Origin of the sequence: Limnospira fusiformis SAG 85.79 (assembly GCF_012516315.1) — a bacterium.
Lineage (GTDB): Bacteria > Cyanobacteriota > Cyanobacteriia > Cyanobacteriales > Microcoleaceae > Limnospira > Limnospira fusiformis.
Window position 1 is genome coordinate 4588711 of sequence record NZ_CP051185.1, and the last position, 19215, is coordinate 4607925.

Consider the following 19215-nt stretch of genomic DNA (forward strand, 5'->3'; position numbering starts at 1 on the left):
AGCGATCGCACTATTTCCCCACACTCTCTAAAACCCCGCTACCCATCAGCAGATTAGGCAATCATAAAAAAACTCTAAAAATCCCGATTTTTCCCTTGACAAATCCCGGAACTTGACTTATCATTAAAGAATGGGAAACCGTGCCGACATATATAATGGTTTTTTGAGCCTATAGAGAAGTGGGGTTAAATAGCCATTCAACCCCACCTCATCAATCGGAACTTAATTCCCCAGGATTACACTACAAAGAAATCCTCAACCGGAATCTCTCCGAAACCTGGTAAATCCCCTGTATATCCAGTGATGTTGATAACTAAATCATTCGGAGCCTGAAAACCAGGAACATTATCATTAATCACTAGATAAGTGCCGCGAATATCGGCATGAGTCGCCCTCACTAATGCAGCACTATTAGGTTCTAATGGTTGTCGTCCGGCTTGTCCGCCATCAGCATTAGCAAATACCTGATTAACCAGGGTTCGCAGGTTAGGAGCATTGCTATTTCGAGCGCGGGTCAAATTCTCAGGAGCCCCGATATCCCGTCCGCGTCGGTTCAGCAAGTCAATTTTATCAGTACCGATTTCCAAGTCGGTAATATGGTCAGGAGCCGCTACCCTCGATTCCCCAAACTGGAACACAAAGATATCAGCACCAGGACCACCAGTGAGAATATCTTGACCGGGACCACCGTTGAGGGTGTCGTTACCAGCACCACCGATTAAAGTATCCTGACCGGGACCACCAAGGAGGCTGTCATTTCCTGGACCTCCATCTAAATAATCGTTACCTTTTCCACCGATTAAAGTATCATTACCTGCTAATCCATAGATGGTGTCATGACCAGGGGTTCCTCGTAATAAATCATTGCCACGAGTACCCCTAATTGGTTCTGGTTCTGGCGTGGGTTCTGGTGTGGGTTCTGGTGTGGGTTCTGGTGTGGGTTCTGGTGTGGGTTCTGGTGTGGGTTCCGTAAAGAAATCCTCAACCGGAATCTCTCCGAAACCTGGTAAATCCCCCGTATATCCAGTGATATTGATAACTAAATCATTCAGAGGCTGAAAACCAGGAACATTATCATTAATCACTAGATAAGTGCCGCGAATATCGGCATGAGTCGCCCTCACTAATGCAGCACTATTAGGTTCTAATGGTTGTCGTCCGGCTTGTCCGCCATCAGCATTAGCAAATACCTGATTAACCAGGGTTCGCAGGTTAGGAGCATTGCTATTTCGAGCGCGGGTAAAATTCTCAGGAGCCCCGATATCCCGTCCGCCTCGGTTCAGCAAGTCAATTTTATCAGTACCGATTTCCAAGTCGGTAATATGGTCAGGAGCCGCTACCCTCGATTCCCCAAACTGGAACACAAAGATATCAGCACCAGGACCACCAGTGAGAATATCTTGACCGGGACCACCGTTGAGGGTGTCGTTACCAGCACCACCGATTAAAGTATCCTGACCGGGACCACCAAGGAGGCTGTCATTTCCTGGACCTCCATCTAAATAATCGTTACCTTTTCCACCGATTAAAGTATCATCACCTGCTAATCCATAGATGGTGTCATGACCAGGGGTTCCTCGTAATAAATCATTGCCACGAGTACCCCTAATTGGTTCTGGTTCCGGTTCTGGTTCTGGTTCAGACTCATCAATAATAGACCATCGTGATGTATACATGGTATACTCTTGGGTGCCGACTCCTTCATAACCATCAACCAGGATATGATAGGTTCCAGCTTCGAGTCCCTCTAGGCTAATGCTATGGGAACCATCGTTGATGGATGATTTAATCAGAACACCCTCGGCATCATACAGGGATAGGTTCAGCTTGTTATCATACAAAAAAGATTTTTCGGAAGAGACAGATATACCATCATCAGCTTGTCCAGTAGCAGGTATCTCAAACTTGAACCAGTCTGCGTCTCCAGAGTAAATCGTCAGATCATACGAATGCAAGGAAAATTCAGGCAGCAAACCTAAATCCGTCGCTGTTTCAATAGTGTCATTGGGTTCAAAGCGGTCTGGTATTTTTGCCCACGGAGGATCAATAAAAAGGGTATAGTTAGGAATAGTGGCTCCCTTATTACCAGAGACCTGAATATGATAAGTTCCGACTTCTAGTTCCTTTAGGTTAATTTGCTGCCCAGTATCGCTGCTGGTGCCAGTTTTAATTAGAACTCCCTCGGCATCATACAGGGCTAATTTTAGGTGATCACTATGGCGCTGGGCGCTGACAGAGATAGAAGTTGTTCCACTGGCTATATCAAACTTGAACCAGTCTAAGTCCCCATCATGAATGCTCAGATCACGCCAGTTATTATCCAGAACAGGATAACGAGACCAATGCTCCTGCCTACGTCGTGACAGGGAGCCTAAATAAGTGGCTGTTTCTATACTGTCATTGGGTTCAAATCTGTCTAGGCTTGCCTCTAGGGGACCCTCAATGATGAGGTTGTATTCAGGGTTAGTTGCTCCATCATCACCATAGACCTGAATGTGATAAGTTCCGGCTTCTAGTCCTTCTAGGCTAATTTGCATCCCCATGCCAGCAGTATCGCTGCTGTTGACGGTTTTAATTAGAGCTCCCTTAGCATCATGCAGGGATAGGTTCATGTTGTCATTACCGTAGGGTGAACCAATAGAAACAGAATCATAGGTTCCCCCAGTATCAGTCATATTAAATTTGAACCAGTCCAAGTCCTCCGAGTGAATACTCAGACCACGCCAGGCTGGAGGCGTTGGTATTCGGTAGTAGTCTAATGCGCTCCACTCGGATTGTGGATGTAAGGCTAAATCCGTGGCTGTTTTTATGCTGTCATTAGGTTCAAATCTATCTGGGACTGCCTCTAGGGGAGTCCCTATCTCAGTACCGCTCATTAGCGTATCCCCCTCCAATTGAGCAATGGGGATTTCATACCTGGATTGGTATTTACATTGCTAACTACAATTTTAGCTCACTCCCTATATAACCTGCCACCCTCATGGTTAAAAAAAGCGATCGCACCATTTCCCCACACTCTCTAAAACCCCGCTACCCATCAGCAGATTAGGCAATCCTAAAAAAACTCTAAAAATCCCGATTTTTTCCCTTGACAAATGCGGAAACTTGACTTATTATTAAATCATGGGAAACCGTGCCGACATATATAATAGTTTTTTGAGCCTATAGATCTGGGTAGGTTGGGTGAAACCCAACAGCGGTGAGATGGTGGTGTTGGGTTCCGTTCCTCCACCCAACCTACTTAAATAGGCTATATAACCGGCTACCATCAGGGCTGAAAAAAAGCGATCGCACTATTACCTCACACTCTCTAAAACCCGCTACCCATCAGCAGCTTAGGCAATCCTAAAAAAACTCCCAAAATCCCAGTTTTACCCCTTGACAAATCCCGCCACTTGACTTATTATAGAAGCATGGAAATCCGTGGCGACATATATATGCCTATAAACGGGTCAAAGTTCTAATTAGGCAGTAAATCGAAAAAAGCGATCGCACTTTCAGCCCATCTCATAGACAAGTAGCTAAACGGAAAGCCGCCCAACCATCACCTACCCCCAACCGAAGATATTACCATCTTCTAAACTGACATTAGTAACCCCTTCCAGGACACCCACCAGTTGGTCAGAACCGGCTACATAAATAGCTGTACCACTATGAAAACCGCTGGGTAGTGACCCAATTTCATAGTCATCAGGGCTACCGAGCAAAACCACCATATCCTGATTTACCTGAAAGTCAGTTACTATGCTGTAACCTTCTCCCGGAAGCATTACCAAAGTATCATTTCCCTCGCCTCCCACCAGAGTATCAACACCTTGAGTGCCTCCAAATAGGATATCATTACCCTGGTCTCCAAACAAAATCTGATTCCCATTACCTGCTACCAACGTATCATTCCCCTGACCACCATAAAGGGAATCATTCCCGTCGCCTCCAAATAGGATATCATCATCTTTATTTCCCCATAGGATATCATCCCCCTGACCAGCAACTAAGATATCATTACCCTGACCGCCAAACAGAGTATTATCTCCCTGGGAAACCTGGAGCCAATCATCACCTTGAAAACCCAGCAAAGTTTCATCAGAAGCCGTCCCGATAATTACATCATGATGGTCAGTCCCAAACCATTGATTGGGTAAAGGTTGAGTAATAGAGCCTTGATTCTCGGTTGGCAAAACTCCGGTAATTTGAGGCGGGAAACTATCCCAATTAATGACTTGATGAATTTCTGGTCTCTCCGGTGTGTCAGTACCATCTACTATCAACCTGCTAATAAAGGCATCACCGCCACCACTATTGGTTTGCCCATCTAGGTCGCCCGTAGTCTCGCCCGCCACATAAATAGACCCATCACTACCGGTGGTCAGGGCACGAGGCACGTCAGCCTCACCGCTTCCCAACAGGCGCGTCCAGTCTTTAGTGCCATCAGGCTGGAACCTACTGATAAAGCCATCAGCCATACCACTATTGATTTGTCCGTCTAGGTTGCCCCCAGTCCAGCCCGCCACATAAATAGACCCATCACTACCGGTGGTCAGGGCTGATGCCCCCTCATACTCACCGCTTCCCAACAGGCGCGTCCAGTCTTGAGTACCATCAGGCTGGAACCTGCTGATAAAGGCATCAAACTCAGCATAAAAACCACTACGGGTTTGCCCATCTAAGTTGCCCATAGTCTCGCCCGCCACATAAATCGAGCCATCACTACCGGTGGTCAGGGCTGATGCATAGTCAGGTCCCCAGGTTCCCAACAGGCGCGTCCAGTCTTGAGTGCCATCAGGCTGGAACCTGCTGATAAAGGCATCAGCGTCACCACTATTGATTTGTCCGTCTAGGTCGCCATCAGTATAGCCGGCTACATAAATCGAGCCATCACTACCGGTGGTCAGGGCATTAGCCACGTCAAAATTACTGGTTCCCAACAGGCGCGTCCAGGCTTTAGTGCCATCAGGCTGGAACCTGCTGATAAAGGCATCCCCCTCACCACTATTGGTTTGTCCGTCTAGGTCGCCATCAGTATAGCCGGCTACATAAATCGAGCCATCACTACCGGTGGTCAGGGCTAATGCCTGGTCCCAAGCACTGGTTCCCAACAGGCGCGTCCAGGCTTTAGTGCCATCAGGCTGGAACCTGCTGATAAAGGCATCCCATTCGCCACTATTGGTTTGTCCATTTAGGTCGCCATCAGTATAGCCGGCTACATAAATCGAGCCATCAAGGCCAGTGGTCAGGGCTGATGCCACGTCATACTCACCGCTTCCCAACAGGCGCGTCCAGTCTTGAGTGCCATCAGGGTGGAACCTGCTGATAAAGGCATCAGCGGCACCACTATTGGTTTGTCCGTCTAGGTCGCCATCAGTATAGCCGGCTACATAAATCGAGCCATCACTACCGGTGGTCAGGGCTAATGCCTGGTCCCAAGCACTGGTTCCCAACAGGCGCGTCCAGGCGAACTCTGGCGGCGCGGACATCTGTACTGCTACTGGTTCACCTTCTACCCCACTGAATCCCTGTGAGGGCATGAAATTCTGAGAATCTGATGATTCAAAAATATGGAATATTTCGCTAGTATTGTTCATTAGGGTATCCCCCTCCAAGGGAGCCATAAAGATTTCATACCTGGATTGGTATTTACATGGCTAACGACAATTGTACTTGGCTCTCAATATAACCGGCCACCATCATTCTTAAAAAAAGCGATCGCACCATTTCCCCACACTCTCTAAAACCCCCCACTCATCAGCAGCTTAGGCAATCCTAAAAAAACTCTAAAAATCCCAATTTTTGCCTTGACAAATATGGGAGCTTGACTTATTATTAAATCATGGGAAACCGTGCCGACATATATAATGGTTTTTTGAGCCTATAGCTCTGGGTAGGTTGGGTGAAACCCAACAGCGGTGAGATGGTGGTGTTGGGTTCCGTTCCTCCACCCAACCTACTTAAATAGGCTATATAACCGGCCACCCTCATTCTTAAAAAAAGCGATCGCACCATTTCCCCACACTCTCTAAAACCCGCTACCAATCAGCAGCTTAGGCAATCCTAAAAAAACTCCCAAAATCCCAGTTTTACCCCTTGACAAATCCCGCCACTTGACTTATCATTAAAGAATGGGAAACCGTGCCGACATATATAATGGTTTTTTGAGCCTATAGCTCTGGGTAGGTTGGGTGAAACCCAACAGCGGTGAGATGGTGGTGTTGGGTTCCGTTCCTCCACCCAACCTACTTAAATAGGCTATATAACCGGCCACCCTCATTGTTAAAAAAAGCGATCGCACCATTTCCCCACACTCTCTAAAACCCGCTACCCATCAGCAGATTAGGCAATCCTAAAAAAACTCTAAAAATCCCGATTTTTCCCCTTGACAAATATGGGAGCTTGACTTATTATTAAATCATGGGAAACCGTGCCGACATATATAATGGTTTTTTGAGCCTATAGCTCTGGGTAGGTTGGGTGAAACCCAACAGCGGTGAGATGGTGGTGTTGGGTTCCGTTCCTCCACCCAACCTACTTAAATAGGCTATATAACCGGCCACCATCATTCTTAAAAAAAGCGATCGCACCATTTCCCCACACTCTCTAAAACCCGCTACCAATCAGCAGATTAGGCAATCCTAAAAAAACTCTAAAAATCCCAATTTTTGCCTTGACAAATATGGGAGCTTGACTTATTATTAAATCATGGGAAACCGTGCCGACATATATAATGGTTTTTTGAGCCTATAGCTCTGGGTAGGTTGGGTGAAACCCAACAGCGGTGAGATGGTGGTGTTGGGTTCCGTTCCTCCACCCAACCTACTTAAATAGGCTATATAACCGGCCACCCTCATTCTTAAAAAAAGCGATCGCACCATTTCCCCACACTCTCTAAAACCCGCTACCAATCAGCAGATTAGGCAATCCTAAAAAAACTCTAAAAATCCCAATTTTTGCCTTGACAAATATGGGAGCTTGACTTATTATTAAATCATGGGAAACCGTGCCGACATATATAATGGTTTTTTGAGCCTATAGCTCTGGGTAGGTTGGGTGAAACCCAACAGCGGTGAGATGGTGGTGTTGGGTTCCGTTCCTCCACCCAACCTACTTAAATAGGCTATATAACCTGCCACCCTCATGGTTAAAAAAAGCGATCGCACCATTTCCCCACACTCTCTAAAACCCCCTACCAATCAGGGGTGAGATGGTGGTGTTGGGTTCCGTTCCTCCACCCAACCTACTTAAATAGGCTATATAACCGGCCACCCTCATGGTTAAAAAAAGCGATCGCACCATTTCCCCACACTCTCTAAAACCCCCTACCAATCAGGATTAGGCTCCTAAAAAACTCTAAAAATCCCAATTTTTGCCTTGACAAATATGGGAGCTCTTATTATTAAATCATGGGAAACCGTGCCGACATATATAATGGGTTTTTGAAGCCTATAGCTCTGGGTAGGTTGGGTGAAACCCAACAGCGGTGAGATGGTGGTGTTGGGTTCCGTTCCTCCACCCAACCTACTTAAATAGGCTATATAACCTGCCACCCTCATGGTAAAAAAGCGATCGCACCTATCCTCACACTTCTAAAAACCCCTACCAATCAGGGGTGAGATGGTGGTGTTGGGTTCCGTTCCTCCACCCAACCTACTTAAATAGGCTATATAACCGGCCACCCTCATGGTTAAAAAAAGCGATCGCACCATTTCCCCACACTCTCTAAAACCCCCTACCAATCAGGGGTGAGATGGTGGTGTTGGGTTCCGTTCCTCCACCCAACCTACTTAAATAGGCTATATAACCGGCCACCCTCATGGTTAAAAAAAGCGATCGCACTATTACCTCACACTCTCTAAAACCCGCTACCCATCAGCAGATTAGGCAATCCTAAAAAAACTCTAAAAATCCCGATTTTACCCCTTGACAAATCCCGGAACTTGACTTACTATTAAATAATGGGAAACCGTGCCGACATATATAATGGTTTTTTGAGCCTATAGAGAAGTGGGGTCAAATAGCCATTCAACCCCACCTCATCAATCGGAACTTAATTCCCCAGGATTACACTACAAAGAAATCCTGAACCGGAATCTCTCCGAAACCTGGTAAATCCCCCGTATATCCAGTGATATTGATAACTAAATCATTCGGAGCCTGAAAACCGGGAACATTATCATTAATCACTAGATAAGTGCCGCGAATATCGGCATGAGTCGCCCTCACTAATGCAGCACTATTAGGTTCTAATGGTTGTCGTCCGGCTTGTCCGCCATCAGCATTAGCAAATACCTGATTAACCAGGGTTCGCAGGTTAGGAGCATTGCTATTTCGAGCGCGGGTAAAATTCTCAGGAGCCCCGATATCCCGTCCGCGTCGGTTCAGCAAGTCAATTTTATCAGTACCGATTTCCAAGTCGGTAATATGGTCAGGAGCCGCTACCCTCGATTCCCCAAACTGGAACACAAAGATATCAGCACCAGGACCACCAGTGAGAATATCTTGACCGGGACCACCGTTGAGGGTGTCGTTACCAGCACCACCGATTAAAGTATCCCGACCGGGACCACCAAGGAGGCTGTCATTTCCTGGACCTCCATCTAAATAATCGTTACCTTTTCCACCGATTAAAGTATCGTGACCCGCACCACCAAGGAGGCTGTCATTTCCCGGACCTCCATCTAAATAATCGTTACCTTTTCCACCGATTAAAGTATCATTACCTGCTAATCCATAGATGGTGTCATGACCAGGGGTTCCTCGTAATAAATCATTGCCACGAGTACCCCTAATTGGTTCTGGTTCCGGTGTGGGTTCTGGTGTGGGTTCTGGTGTGGGTTCTGGTGTGTCAGCGCCATCTACTATCAACCTGCTAATAAAGGCATCAGTCATACCACTATTGGTTTGTCCATCTAGGTCGCCCCAAGTCGTACCCGCCACATAAATAGACCCATCATTACCGGTGGTCAGGGCAGTAGCATAGTCAGCCTCACCGCTTCCCAACAGGCGCGTCCAGGCTTTAGTGCCATTGGGCTGATACTTGGTGATAAAGGCATCAAACCAGCCACTATTGGTTTGTCTATCTAGGTTGCCCTCAGTCCAGCCCCCCACATAAATCGAGCCATCACTACCGGTGGTCAGGGCTGATGCCCAGTCACTCTCACTGGTTCCCAACAGGCGCGTCCAGGCTTTAGTACCATTGGGCTGGAACTTAGTGATAAAGGCATCCCACCCACCACTATTGGTTTGTCCCTCTAGGTCGCCCCCAGTCCAGCCCCCCACATAAATCGAGCCATCACTACCCGTGGTCAGGGCATGAGCCCGGTCATCCTCACTGGTTCCCAACAGGCGCGTCCAGGCTTTAGTACCATTGGGCTGGAACTTGGTGATAAAGGCATCCCGCCCACCACTATTGGTTTGTCCATCTAGGTTGCCCAAAGTATAGCCGGCCACATAAATAGACCCATCACTACCGGTGGTCAGGGCATTAGCCCCGTCCCTATCACGGGTTCCCAACAGGCGTGTCCAGTCTTTAGTGCCATCAGGCTGGAACCTGGTGATAAAGGCATCCAAGCTACCACTATTAGCCTGTCCATCTAGGTCGCCCTGAGTATAGCCCGCCACATAAATCGACCCATCACTACCGGTGGTCAGGGCATGAGCCTCGTCCCAACCCCTGGTTCCCAACAGGCGCGTCCAGGCTTTAGTGCCATCAGGCTGGAACCTGCTGATAAAGGCATCCCTACCACCACTATTGGTTTGTCCATCTAGGTTGCCCGCAGTCCAGCCCGCCACATAAATAGACCCATCACTACCGGTGGTCAGGGCATTAGCCCAGTCCTCTTCACCGCTTCCCAACAGGCGCGTCCAGTCTTTAGTGCCATCAGGCTGATACTTGGTGATAAAGGCATCACCGCTACCACTATGGGTTTGTCCATCTAGGTTGCCTGAAGTATAGCCCGCTACATAAATCGACCCATCACTACCGGTGGTCAGGGCATGAGCCCGGTCATCCTCACTGCTTCCCAACAGGCGCGTCCAGGCGAACTCTGGCGGCGCGGACATCTGTACTGCTACCGGTTCTCCTTCTACCCAGATGATTCCCCAATCATTCTGATTCCTTAACCCAGTGATATCTGCTTCTGTCAACGCTTCCCCATTCACTAGGCGCATAAATAACTCTCCCTCATCTCCAGGAGAGTCGATTTCGTTTAACTGAGAATCCAGATAATGCCCAAATTCCTCCGTTATCACATCCACCAGTTTCTCACTGTGAATTATGGCATCGGATAAATACACCGTACCCGTCAGGGAGTCAAAAGCGCCATCAGCACCATTCATTGATGTAGCGGAAAGCACTATCATCTCTGGTGTGTCTCCCTGAGTGAAAGCCTCAATGATGGTTGCACCTAATTCCACATCGGTAGATGCACCGAAAGCGGTTTGTAAATCTGTCTGAAAATTAGGTGAGGCGAGAAACTCTGTTAATTGCTGGTTAACCTGAGTTAATGCTGCTGTCAGTGGTTCCCTGGATACATCACCGCTGAATCCCTGTGAGGGAAAGAGATTCGGAGAATCTGATGATGCCAAAATATCTGAGATTTCGCTAGTATTGTTCATAAGGGTATCCCCCTCCAATGGAGCCATGGGGATTTCATACCTGATTGGTATTTACATGGCTAACTACTATTGTACTTGCCTCTCAATATAACCTGCCACCCCATCTGAGCCCCATATTTCCCCACACTCTCTAAAACCCGCTACCCATCAGCAGATTAGCGAATCCTAAACAAACTCGAAAAATCCCTATTTTTCCCTTGACAAATGCGGAAACTTGACTTACTATTAGAGAATGGGAAACCGTGCCGACATATATAATGGTTTTTTGAGCCTATAGCTCTGGGTAGGTTGGGTGAAACCCAACAGGGGTGAGATGGTGGTGTTGGGTGGCGTTCGGACCCCCCAACCTACTCAAATAGGCGATCGCTCCGAATAGTAGGTTGGGTGAAACCCAACAGGGGTGAGATGGTGGTGTGGGGTGGCGTTCGGACCCCCCAACCTACTCAAATAGGCGATCGCTCCGAATAGTAGGTTGGGTGAAACCCAACAGGGGTGAGATGGTGGTGTGGGGTGGCGTTCGGACCCCCCAACCTACTCAAATAGGCGATCGCTCCGAATAGTAGGTTGGGTGAAACCCAACAGGGGTGAGATGGTGGTGTGGGGTGGCGTTCGGACCCCCCAACCTACTCAAATAGGCGATCGCTCCGAATAGTAGGTTGGGTGAAACCCAACAGGGGTGAGATGGTGTTGTGGGGTGGCGTTCGGACCCCCCAACCGACTCAAATAGGCGATCGCTCCGAATAGTAGGTTGGGTGAAACCCAACAGCGGTGAGATGGTGGTGTGGGGTGGCGTTCGGACCCCCCAACCTACTCAAATAGGCGATCGCTCCGAATAGTAGGTTGGGTGAAACCCAACAGGGGTGAGATGGTGTTGTTGGGTGGCGTTCGGACCCCCCAACCGACTCAAATAGGCGATCGCTCCGAATAGTAGGTTGGGTGAAACCCAACAGCGGTGAGATGGTGGTGTGGGGTGGCGTTCGGACCCCCCAACCGACTCAAATAGGCGATCGCTCCGAATAGTAGGTTGGGTGAAACCCAACAGGGGTGAGATGGTGGTGTGGGGTGGCGTTCGGACCCCCCAACCGACTCAAATAGGCGATCGCTCCGAATAGTAGGTTGGGTGAAACCCAACAGCGGTGAGATGGTGGTGTGGGGTGGCGTTCGGACCCCCCAACCGACTCAAATAGGCGATCGCTCCGAATAGTAGGTTGGGTGAAACCCAACAGGGGTGAGATGGTGGTGTGGGGTGGCGTTCGGACCCCCCAACCTACTCAAATAGGCGATCGCTCCGAATAGTAGGTTGGGTGAAACCCAACAGCGGTGAGATGGTGGTGTGGGGTGGCGTTCGGACCCCCCAACCGACTCAAATAGGCGATCGCTCTGGGTACGGTGAGATGGTGGCGTTGGGTTCCGTTCCTCCACCCAACCTACTTAAAATAGGCTCTAAAAATCCCAGGTTTTTCTCTTGACAAATACCGGAACTTGACTTATTATAAAAGAATGGGAAACCGTGCCGACATATATAATGGTTTGGGGAGGGGTTCAGTCTCTCCCGGTAAAATTACCTGAAAGAGAGACGGAATTAACTAGCTAAGACCAGTTCTTTTTGGCGGGTTTAATGTGAGGGACTCCTAATCGAAAATATGTAGGTGCTACTGGTTCAATATCGGGGTCAAAACCACCTACTTGATTAGTCCTGAGCATCCATAAATCAGCCCCTAATTGCAGAAAAATCATGGCGATTTGGTCGTGAACCCAACGAGGTAGAAGAGTTCGCCAACTAGACAAAGCCTTAATCAGAGTGTCGCGGGGTTTTTCGACAGTCAAATCACCTAATTTGGGGGCATTAAATCGCCAGTCTGGGCGTACCTTTCCCATGGGGGTTAAATAATGTTCGAGGGTATTCAGTAAATCGCCTAACTGTTGGAAACGGAGAGTTTGCTCATGATTAGGGTGTTCTCGCATCCATTTAATGATGAGGGGATTTAATTCTAACTCGGCTAAAATTTGCCGCAAAGAGGAATATAAGGCTTGGCTAGAGTCCTGACAACAGGAATTAACGGGACTCACAAAAGTAGTTCCGGTTCCGTCTCCGACACGATAACGCGCAGCCATAATATCTAATTCCTGAATAACGGCATTTAGGGGGGAGAATTTGATGCCATCAAAATCATAATCTTCGGTGAGGGGGCTAAACTTAATTAGAGTTTCGCATAATGGTCGCACACCCAACCATCCCCATTGACGATCGCCTCCATAATGTTCCCAAGCATTCGCCCCAGAAATAATACCATCAGTATTATTAGTATAAATTTGTCGGTACTCGATCGCAAAACGTAACTCCCCCGTTAAAGGGTCTCGTTTCACCGTAGCTACCCCGAAAGCAAAATGCCCAAAATAGATTTTCATTGATGCTAATTCGGCTTTCTTTCCGCCAATACCGCCAAACAGGTGCATCATCAAAGCGCGATCGCCTTCTCGCCATTGAGAAATCGCCATATGATCATCTTCACCCTCATTGTGCGGAGATAATAACACATTTTTCATCTGCCCCTTTTCCGCCTTTAAATTACTCAAATAATCACGCCTAAAGTAATCCAAGCATGGTGTCAGACCGTGAATCACCCGTTGAGGGGAGAGGCGGAACATTTCCCTAGGTGCGATCGCCTGTACCGTAAACCGACCTTGCTTATTTCTCGCCCCATAAATATACCATCCTCCGCTGTTAACCGGAGACTCTTCCACCCCCTGATTATTAAAAGAATAAACCCCATTACGATTAGGGATTACCGTCGGCATATAAACTATCTCCTCATACCCATCAAAATCCCCTGTAGACGGGTTAAAATGCCGAACTTGAAACAGGTCATTGCCCAAGTTTTTGACAAACCTTACCACCCCATAAAACCGCCCGGAAATTTGCATCGGTTCCCGTTGAATATACACCACCGGAACACCCTCCCCAGTATCCTTAATTACCACCGGTTCACGAAGTGCCACAATCATATCATCATCAGGTCTCGCCCCCGCCAAAGACTCCAAAGGATCGACATTTTCCCAACCATCAAGTCGGTGAGGATGAACCTTTCCCTGTCGTTGACTAAGCCGCGCTTGATCAGAGAAATTCACATCCATTTTTAACAATTTCGAGTAGTTTTGCACCCACTGTTCATCACTCCAGCGCAAAATTACTACCTGTCCGATGCGATGTTGATTTTCCGGGTCAGCATGATAAATTTCCAGCCGCACCCCTTTCAGGGTTTCCCGTTCATCTTTACTTGGTAAAATTAACCGACCTATCCAAGTATAATTGGGGTGATATAACTCGGGATTTAACCTTTGTTGAATTGGATAATAACCCACCTGATTAAATAACCCCTGCTTGTAGCGTTCATATTCGCTAATGGTGATAAACTTCTGCGGGTCTAATCCGGTGATTTCCCAATTTTGACAGAGAATACCTGTAATAATTTGCACCGTCTGTTCCAGGTGCGTCCGTCCGTCCGGTAACAGCGCATCCCCCATGGGTCCATCATCGCCATTATGACCTACTGGACCCAAAGAAATCAAGATAATTCTGCCCCGTCTTTTGGCACAATTCCAATTAGAAAGAACGGAAATCGGCCAGCGTCCTGAAAACATAATCGGACCGAGTTTTTCCACATTATCTTTTTCCCCCACTAGGTGATAGAGTCTTTGAATCGCCATAGCCCCGGTATTCCCACTAATTACCCCCGCTAAAGAAATCACCTCAATGGGGGCATTAATATTGTATTTCAGGAAGCTAACCGCACCCATAGACATCTGACCACCCCCACTGTAACCAATCAGGGTAATCGGTTTACCACTACCGAGGGGATAGCCAAAGCTAATTAGACTATTATAAATGACTTGGGCTAATCCTTGGTTTTGAATCGGACCATAACGGGGGTCGGCGGCGATCGCTACAGAAACTACATTGCGGAAATTGATAATAAAAGCGATCGGGTTAGCCGGATTTTTTAGGGATATTGATTCAATGATTTGCCAAATAAACGATAGGGGACGGTCTGAGGTTAGGGGTTTATTGGTGACACTATAAGGCATGATTCCTTTGACGATGAGAATATCATCAGGTAAGGACTCAGCTACCTTATCCAACATATTTTCAACTTGGGGGAGGTATTCATGGGAACCTTGATTGATACCGTCTAGGTACATTACATAACGGGAAATACTGTTGGGGTTCTCGATTTCTTTGACCGGGGTTCCTGTATATTTCAGGGTGCGATCGCCATACCATCCCGCCCACCAACTTAGGGCTTCTAGGGGAGTTAGGAATATCGAAAAGAATAGCGCGATCAAGCCAATAGTCGTCAGGTCGATCGCTAATTGCAAAGTTTGTTCTAACGCATTGTACCAACGACTAAACCAACCTGGGGACTGGGAGGAAATTAACACAAACACGAAAAACCCCGTTAATCCTAATGCGATCAATTGGATCGCCCGGTTGCGTTTGATGGTTTCTGGACTGTGGCGGGTCGCAGCATCCAGTATTACTTCATTACCCACATCATCGATGCTTTCGATATTACCTGATATCACCATTTGTGTGAGTTTTTGGCGATCGGTTACTACCTCGGTTCCCGCCACTAGGTTAGTTAACTTTTGACCCAGAATCATTAACGGACTGCCGATCGTTCGTTGTAAAATCTGCAATAGTACCCAGCCTAACCCTACCGACGAAAAAGTAGCCCAGGTGTCAAAATTGGTTACTGCTTTAATCGCCGTTACTTCCGCTAGTAATGACCAAATCGACAGAAATACACCAATGGGAACGCCAAAATAGGGAAGACCCACTATGAATCGTAAAATTTGCGGCGCGTAGCTTAATCCTAGCGTCGTAATCGTTGCTTGTAGGTTAAGTCCGCTATTAAATATCGCATTGTGAACTAGCCAAATACTCGCCGCCCAAAACCAAAACGTGAACACAAACAAAATCGCGGCCATTCCTAAACTCAGCACAAATCGGAAGGGTCGGACTCGGTTAATAAATAAAACAATCGATTGACCTATCGCCTGGGAGACTCCCGCCACCAACACTATTGTTAGGGCTAGTCCTCTACCTAGGGGTAGGATATTAATTTCTACAAAAGCATCTCGGTTTAGGGACAGCGCCCCTAAGATTAGATGCCACCACTGATCAAATGCCGTTTCCATAGTGATTTATACTGCCTAGACTTAAAGCGATCGCATCATTGTGTCGTTTTTGATTGAACTCGCTATGATATCAATATTGAAATTTCTTAACTTTTGTTTACAAAATGGAATTATCCCCAGTTAGCTTTGGCAATACCAAGGCATGGCTCAAGAAGCATATACTATTTGGCAATGAACCTAACCCAGAATTGGTCGCTATTCTGACCGTGTACTTTGTGCAAGGTATTCTGGGCCTCTCCCGTCTCGCCGTTAGCTTCTTCCTCAAAGATGATTTGGGTATGAGTCCCGCCGAAACCGCCGCCCTATTCGGAATAGTCTCTATTCCCTGGGTGATTAAACCCCTATTCGGCTTTATGTCCGACGGGTTGCCAATTTTTGGATATCGCCGCCGACCCTATTTAATCCTATCCGGGTTAATGGGGACTTTCTCCTGGGTTTACCTAGCTACCTTCGTTGATCATCCCATTACCGCGACAATTGCGATCGCCCTTAATTCCCTATCCGTAGCTATCAGCGATGTGATTGTAGACTCCTTAGTTGTAGAAAGGGCGCGAAACGAGTCTATCAGCAATATCGGTTCCCTTCAATCCCTCTGTTGGGCTTCCTCAGCCCTGGGGGGGTTAATTACCGCCTACCTCAGCGGCTATCTCCTGGAAATCTTTACCTCCGAAACAGTTTTCCTCATTACCGCTACCTTTCCCCTATTGGTGATGGTTGTCGCATGGGCGATCGCTGAAGATAAAATTACTAACATCTCCAATTGGCAAACCGTCAAACACCAAGTCCAACAACTGCGGGCTGCCATCACCCAAAAATCCATCTGGCTACCCACTGCCTTTATCTTCTTGTGGCAAGCTACCCCCACCGCCGACTCAGCCTTTTTCTATTTCACCACCAACGAATTAGGATTTCAACCAGAGTTTTTAGGACGAGTCCGCCTAGTTACCAGTATCGCCGCCCTCCTCGGTATTTGGTTATTTCAGCGATTCTTTAAATCTGTCCCCTTCCGTAAAATCTTCCTAGTCTCAACCCTTCTCTCCGCCGCCCTCGGTATGACCATGTTACTCCTAGTTACCCACACCAACCGCGCCCTAGGAATAGACGACCACTGGTTTAGCCTCGGAGATAGTCTCATCCTCACCGTAGCCGGAGAAATCGCCTATATGCCTGTTTTAGTCCTCGCCGCCCGCCTATGTCCCCCCGGTGTAGAAGCCACTCTTTTCGCCCTATTAATGTCCATCTCTAACCTTTCCCGACTCCTATCCCACGAGTCTGGCGCACTTCTCACCCACTTATTAGGAGTCACCGAGACTAACTTCGATAAATTATGGTTGTTAGTCATTATCACTAACTTAACTACCCTTTTACCATTACCCCTAATTCGCTGGCTACCATCTACCACCGCCGAAACTAACACCCATAACATCCATTCACCCAACCTAGAATCAACCGCAGAATTAGTCCCCGAATTAGTCACCACCGATTAATTAATAACTGGGAATCGGTAATCAATCCCCCTTTCCGACTCCCTCCCCCTCACCTAATCGGCGGGATTTATGCCTGCTATTCTCAACCTATCTTGACCTATCACACATCTTGATATATACTAAATATATCTACTAACTGATGTCTGATATCAATTAACCATAATTTCTCAGTTAATCACCTTAAACCAAATCATTGAATCATGCAAAATACCATATCTGAACCCTCCCAAAATCAACTATCATATAACCCCCAAGAATGGCAAAAAGGCTATTTGTCTCAACCCAATGAATACAACTATACCATCACCAATATTGATGGAGAAATCCCCCCAGACCTGAAAGGAACCCTATTCCGTAACGGTCCCGGTTTATTAGATATCGGTGGCTTACCCATTCATCACCCCTTTGATGGAGATGGCATGATTTCCGCTATCCGTTTTCAGGACGGACAAGCACACTATCAAAATCGCTATGTCCGCACCCAAGGCTATATAGACGAACAACAAGCCAAAACTATTCTTTATCGCGGTGTATTTGGAACCCAAAAGCCTGGCGGTTTTCTCCACAACGCCTTTGACCTGCGGATTAAAAATATTGCCAATACTCAAGTCATTTATTGGGGTGGTAAATTACTCGCCTTATGGGAAGCAGACCTACCCTATCATCTCAACCATCAAACCTTAGAAACTATTGGGCTAGATAACCTTAACGGTATCCTCGAACCCGGAGAATCTTTCGCCGCCCACCCCCGCATTGACCCCAGTTCTAAGTTTAATGGCGGTTCCCCAAGTTTAGTTAATTTTTCCATTAAACCAGGACTATCAACCACTATCCGTATTTATGAACTCGACAGCCATGGTAGCCTCCTACAAAAATACGCCCATACAGTCCCCGGATTTGCCTTTATCCATGATTTTGCCATCACCCCTAACTACTGTATTTTCTTCCAAAATCCTGTAAAATTTAATCCCCTTCCTTATCTGTTTGGACTCTGTGGCGCAGGACAATGTGTGCATTTTCAAACTAATCAACCTACCCGCATCATTGTTATTCCTCGTGACCCCGCACAACGACAAAATATCCGACATTTTGACGCTCAATCTGGCTTTGTTTTCCATCATGCTAATGCTTTTGAACAGGAAAATAAGATTGGCGTTGATTCTATATGTTACCAATCTTTACCAGGGGTTGACCCACAAGCTAATTTTCGCGATACTGATTTTAATGCCTTAGAACCTGGTCAACTCTGGCGGTTTACCCTTGACCTCACTACCGGACAGGTTCAGCGTCAATTAATAGAATCTCGCTGTTGTGAGTTTCCTACTACTCACCCTAATTCTGTCGGTCGCCCTTACCGATATCTCTACTCCGCCGCCGCCCATAATAGCCAGGGAAATGCACCCCTTCAGGCGATTATTAAGTTTGACCTGGAAACCGGTTTGCGTCAACTTTGGACTGCTGCACCACACGGCTTTACCGGAGAACCTGTCTTTGTTCCCCGTCCTCATGCTACCTCCGAAGATGATGGCTGGTTATTGACTCTCGTTTATAATGCACAACACCATCGCTCAGATGTCGTTATTTTGGATGCGAAAAACCTTGAAAAAAATGCGATCGCTACCTTACACCTTCAACACCATATCCCCTATGGCTTACATGGGACCTTCGCCAACATTTAACTGACTTAACATTGGGGCAGCTTTTTTGTATACAATCTTCTTGCCCCCTTCTGGCTCGCCTAATGTTAACTTTTGTAAAAAAAAATTAAGTTTTGTTGCAAAAAATTTTTTTTTGGGGAGGGGGGTTGCTTTTTCGCGGCACTTGCGCTACACTTTTAATATAATGGGATGGTTGCAAAATTTTTATTTTAGGCAGTAGTTCATTATTAAACTTAATACAAATATACTATCATTAATCCTGA

Annotated in this window: 9 protein-coding genes; 2 read left to right on the forward strand and 7 right to left on the reverse strand. The window is 47.1% G+C overall.

The genetic code is table 11. The features are described from left to right. Positions 1-236: 236 nt before the first annotated feature. The 7 genes from HFV01_RS31110 to HFV01_RS21755 all read right to left on the reverse strand — a co-directional run bounded on the left by HFV01_RS31110 (position 237) and on the right by HFV01_RS21755 (position 15807). Positions 237-2876, reverse strand: a complete 2640-nt coding sequence (locus HFV01_RS31110; RefSeq protein ID WP_081587649.1) for a bluetail domain-containing putative surface protein — start codon at positions 2874-2876, stop codon at positions 237-239. 672 nt (positions 2877-3548) lie between these two features. After that, positions 3549-5582 (reverse strand): SBBP repeat-containing protein, encoded by a 2034-nt coding sequence (locus HFV01_RS21730; RefSeq protein ID WP_318285863.1) that lies wholly within the window; start codon positions 5580-5582, stop codon positions 3549-3551. Between the two features lie 2470 nt (positions 5583-8052). Further along, positions 8053-10608 (reverse strand): SBBP repeat-containing protein, encoded by a 2556-nt coding sequence (locus HFV01_RS21735; protein WP_193520381.1) that lies wholly within the window; start codon positions 10606-10608, stop codon positions 8053-8055. Between the two features lie 535 nt (positions 10609-11143). Then, complete coding sequence (locus tag HFV01_RS21740) at positions 11144-11371, reverse strand: hypothetical protein (protein WP_193521339.1); 228 nt, start codon at positions 11369-11371, stop codon at positions 11144-11146. A 48-nt stretch (positions 11372-11419) separates the two neighbouring features. Further along, positions 11420-11647, reverse strand: a complete 228-nt coding sequence (locus HFV01_RS21745; RefSeq protein ID WP_193521340.1) for a hypothetical protein — start codon at positions 11645-11647, stop codon at positions 11420-11422. 140 nt (positions 11648-11787) lie between these two features. Beyond that, a complete protein-coding gene (locus tag HFV01_RS21750) occupies positions 11788-12030 on the reverse strand; it encodes a hypothetical protein (RefSeq protein WP_193521341.1) in 243 nt (80 codons plus the stop codon). Positions 12031-12198: 168 nt separating this feature from the next. After that, positions 12199-15807 carry a Yip1 family protein gene (locus HFV01_RS21755; RefSeq protein ID WP_006670282.1) on the reverse strand — a complete coding sequence of 1203 codons (3609 nt, stop codon included), beginning with the start codon at positions 15805-15807 and terminating at the stop codon, positions 12199-12201. 104 nt (positions 15808-15911) lie between these two features. Between HFV01_RS21755 and HFV01_RS21760 the strand changes: the two genes are divergently transcribed. Both HFV01_RS21760 and HFV01_RS21765 read left to right on the forward strand, forming a co-directional pair. Continuing rightward, positions 15912-17294, forward strand: a complete 1383-nt coding sequence (locus HFV01_RS21760) for a folate/biopterin family MFS transporter (RefSeq protein ID WP_006621291.1) — start codon at positions 15912-15914, stop codon at positions 17292-17294. A 200-nt stretch (positions 17295-17494) separates the two neighbouring features. Beyond that, on the forward strand, positions 17495-18973 hold the full coding sequence (locus HFV01_RS21765) for a carotenoid oxygenase family protein (RefSeq protein ID WP_008057326.1): 1479 nt from the start codon (positions 17495-17497) through the stop codon (positions 18971-18973). Positions 18974-19215: the final 242 nt, after the last annotated feature.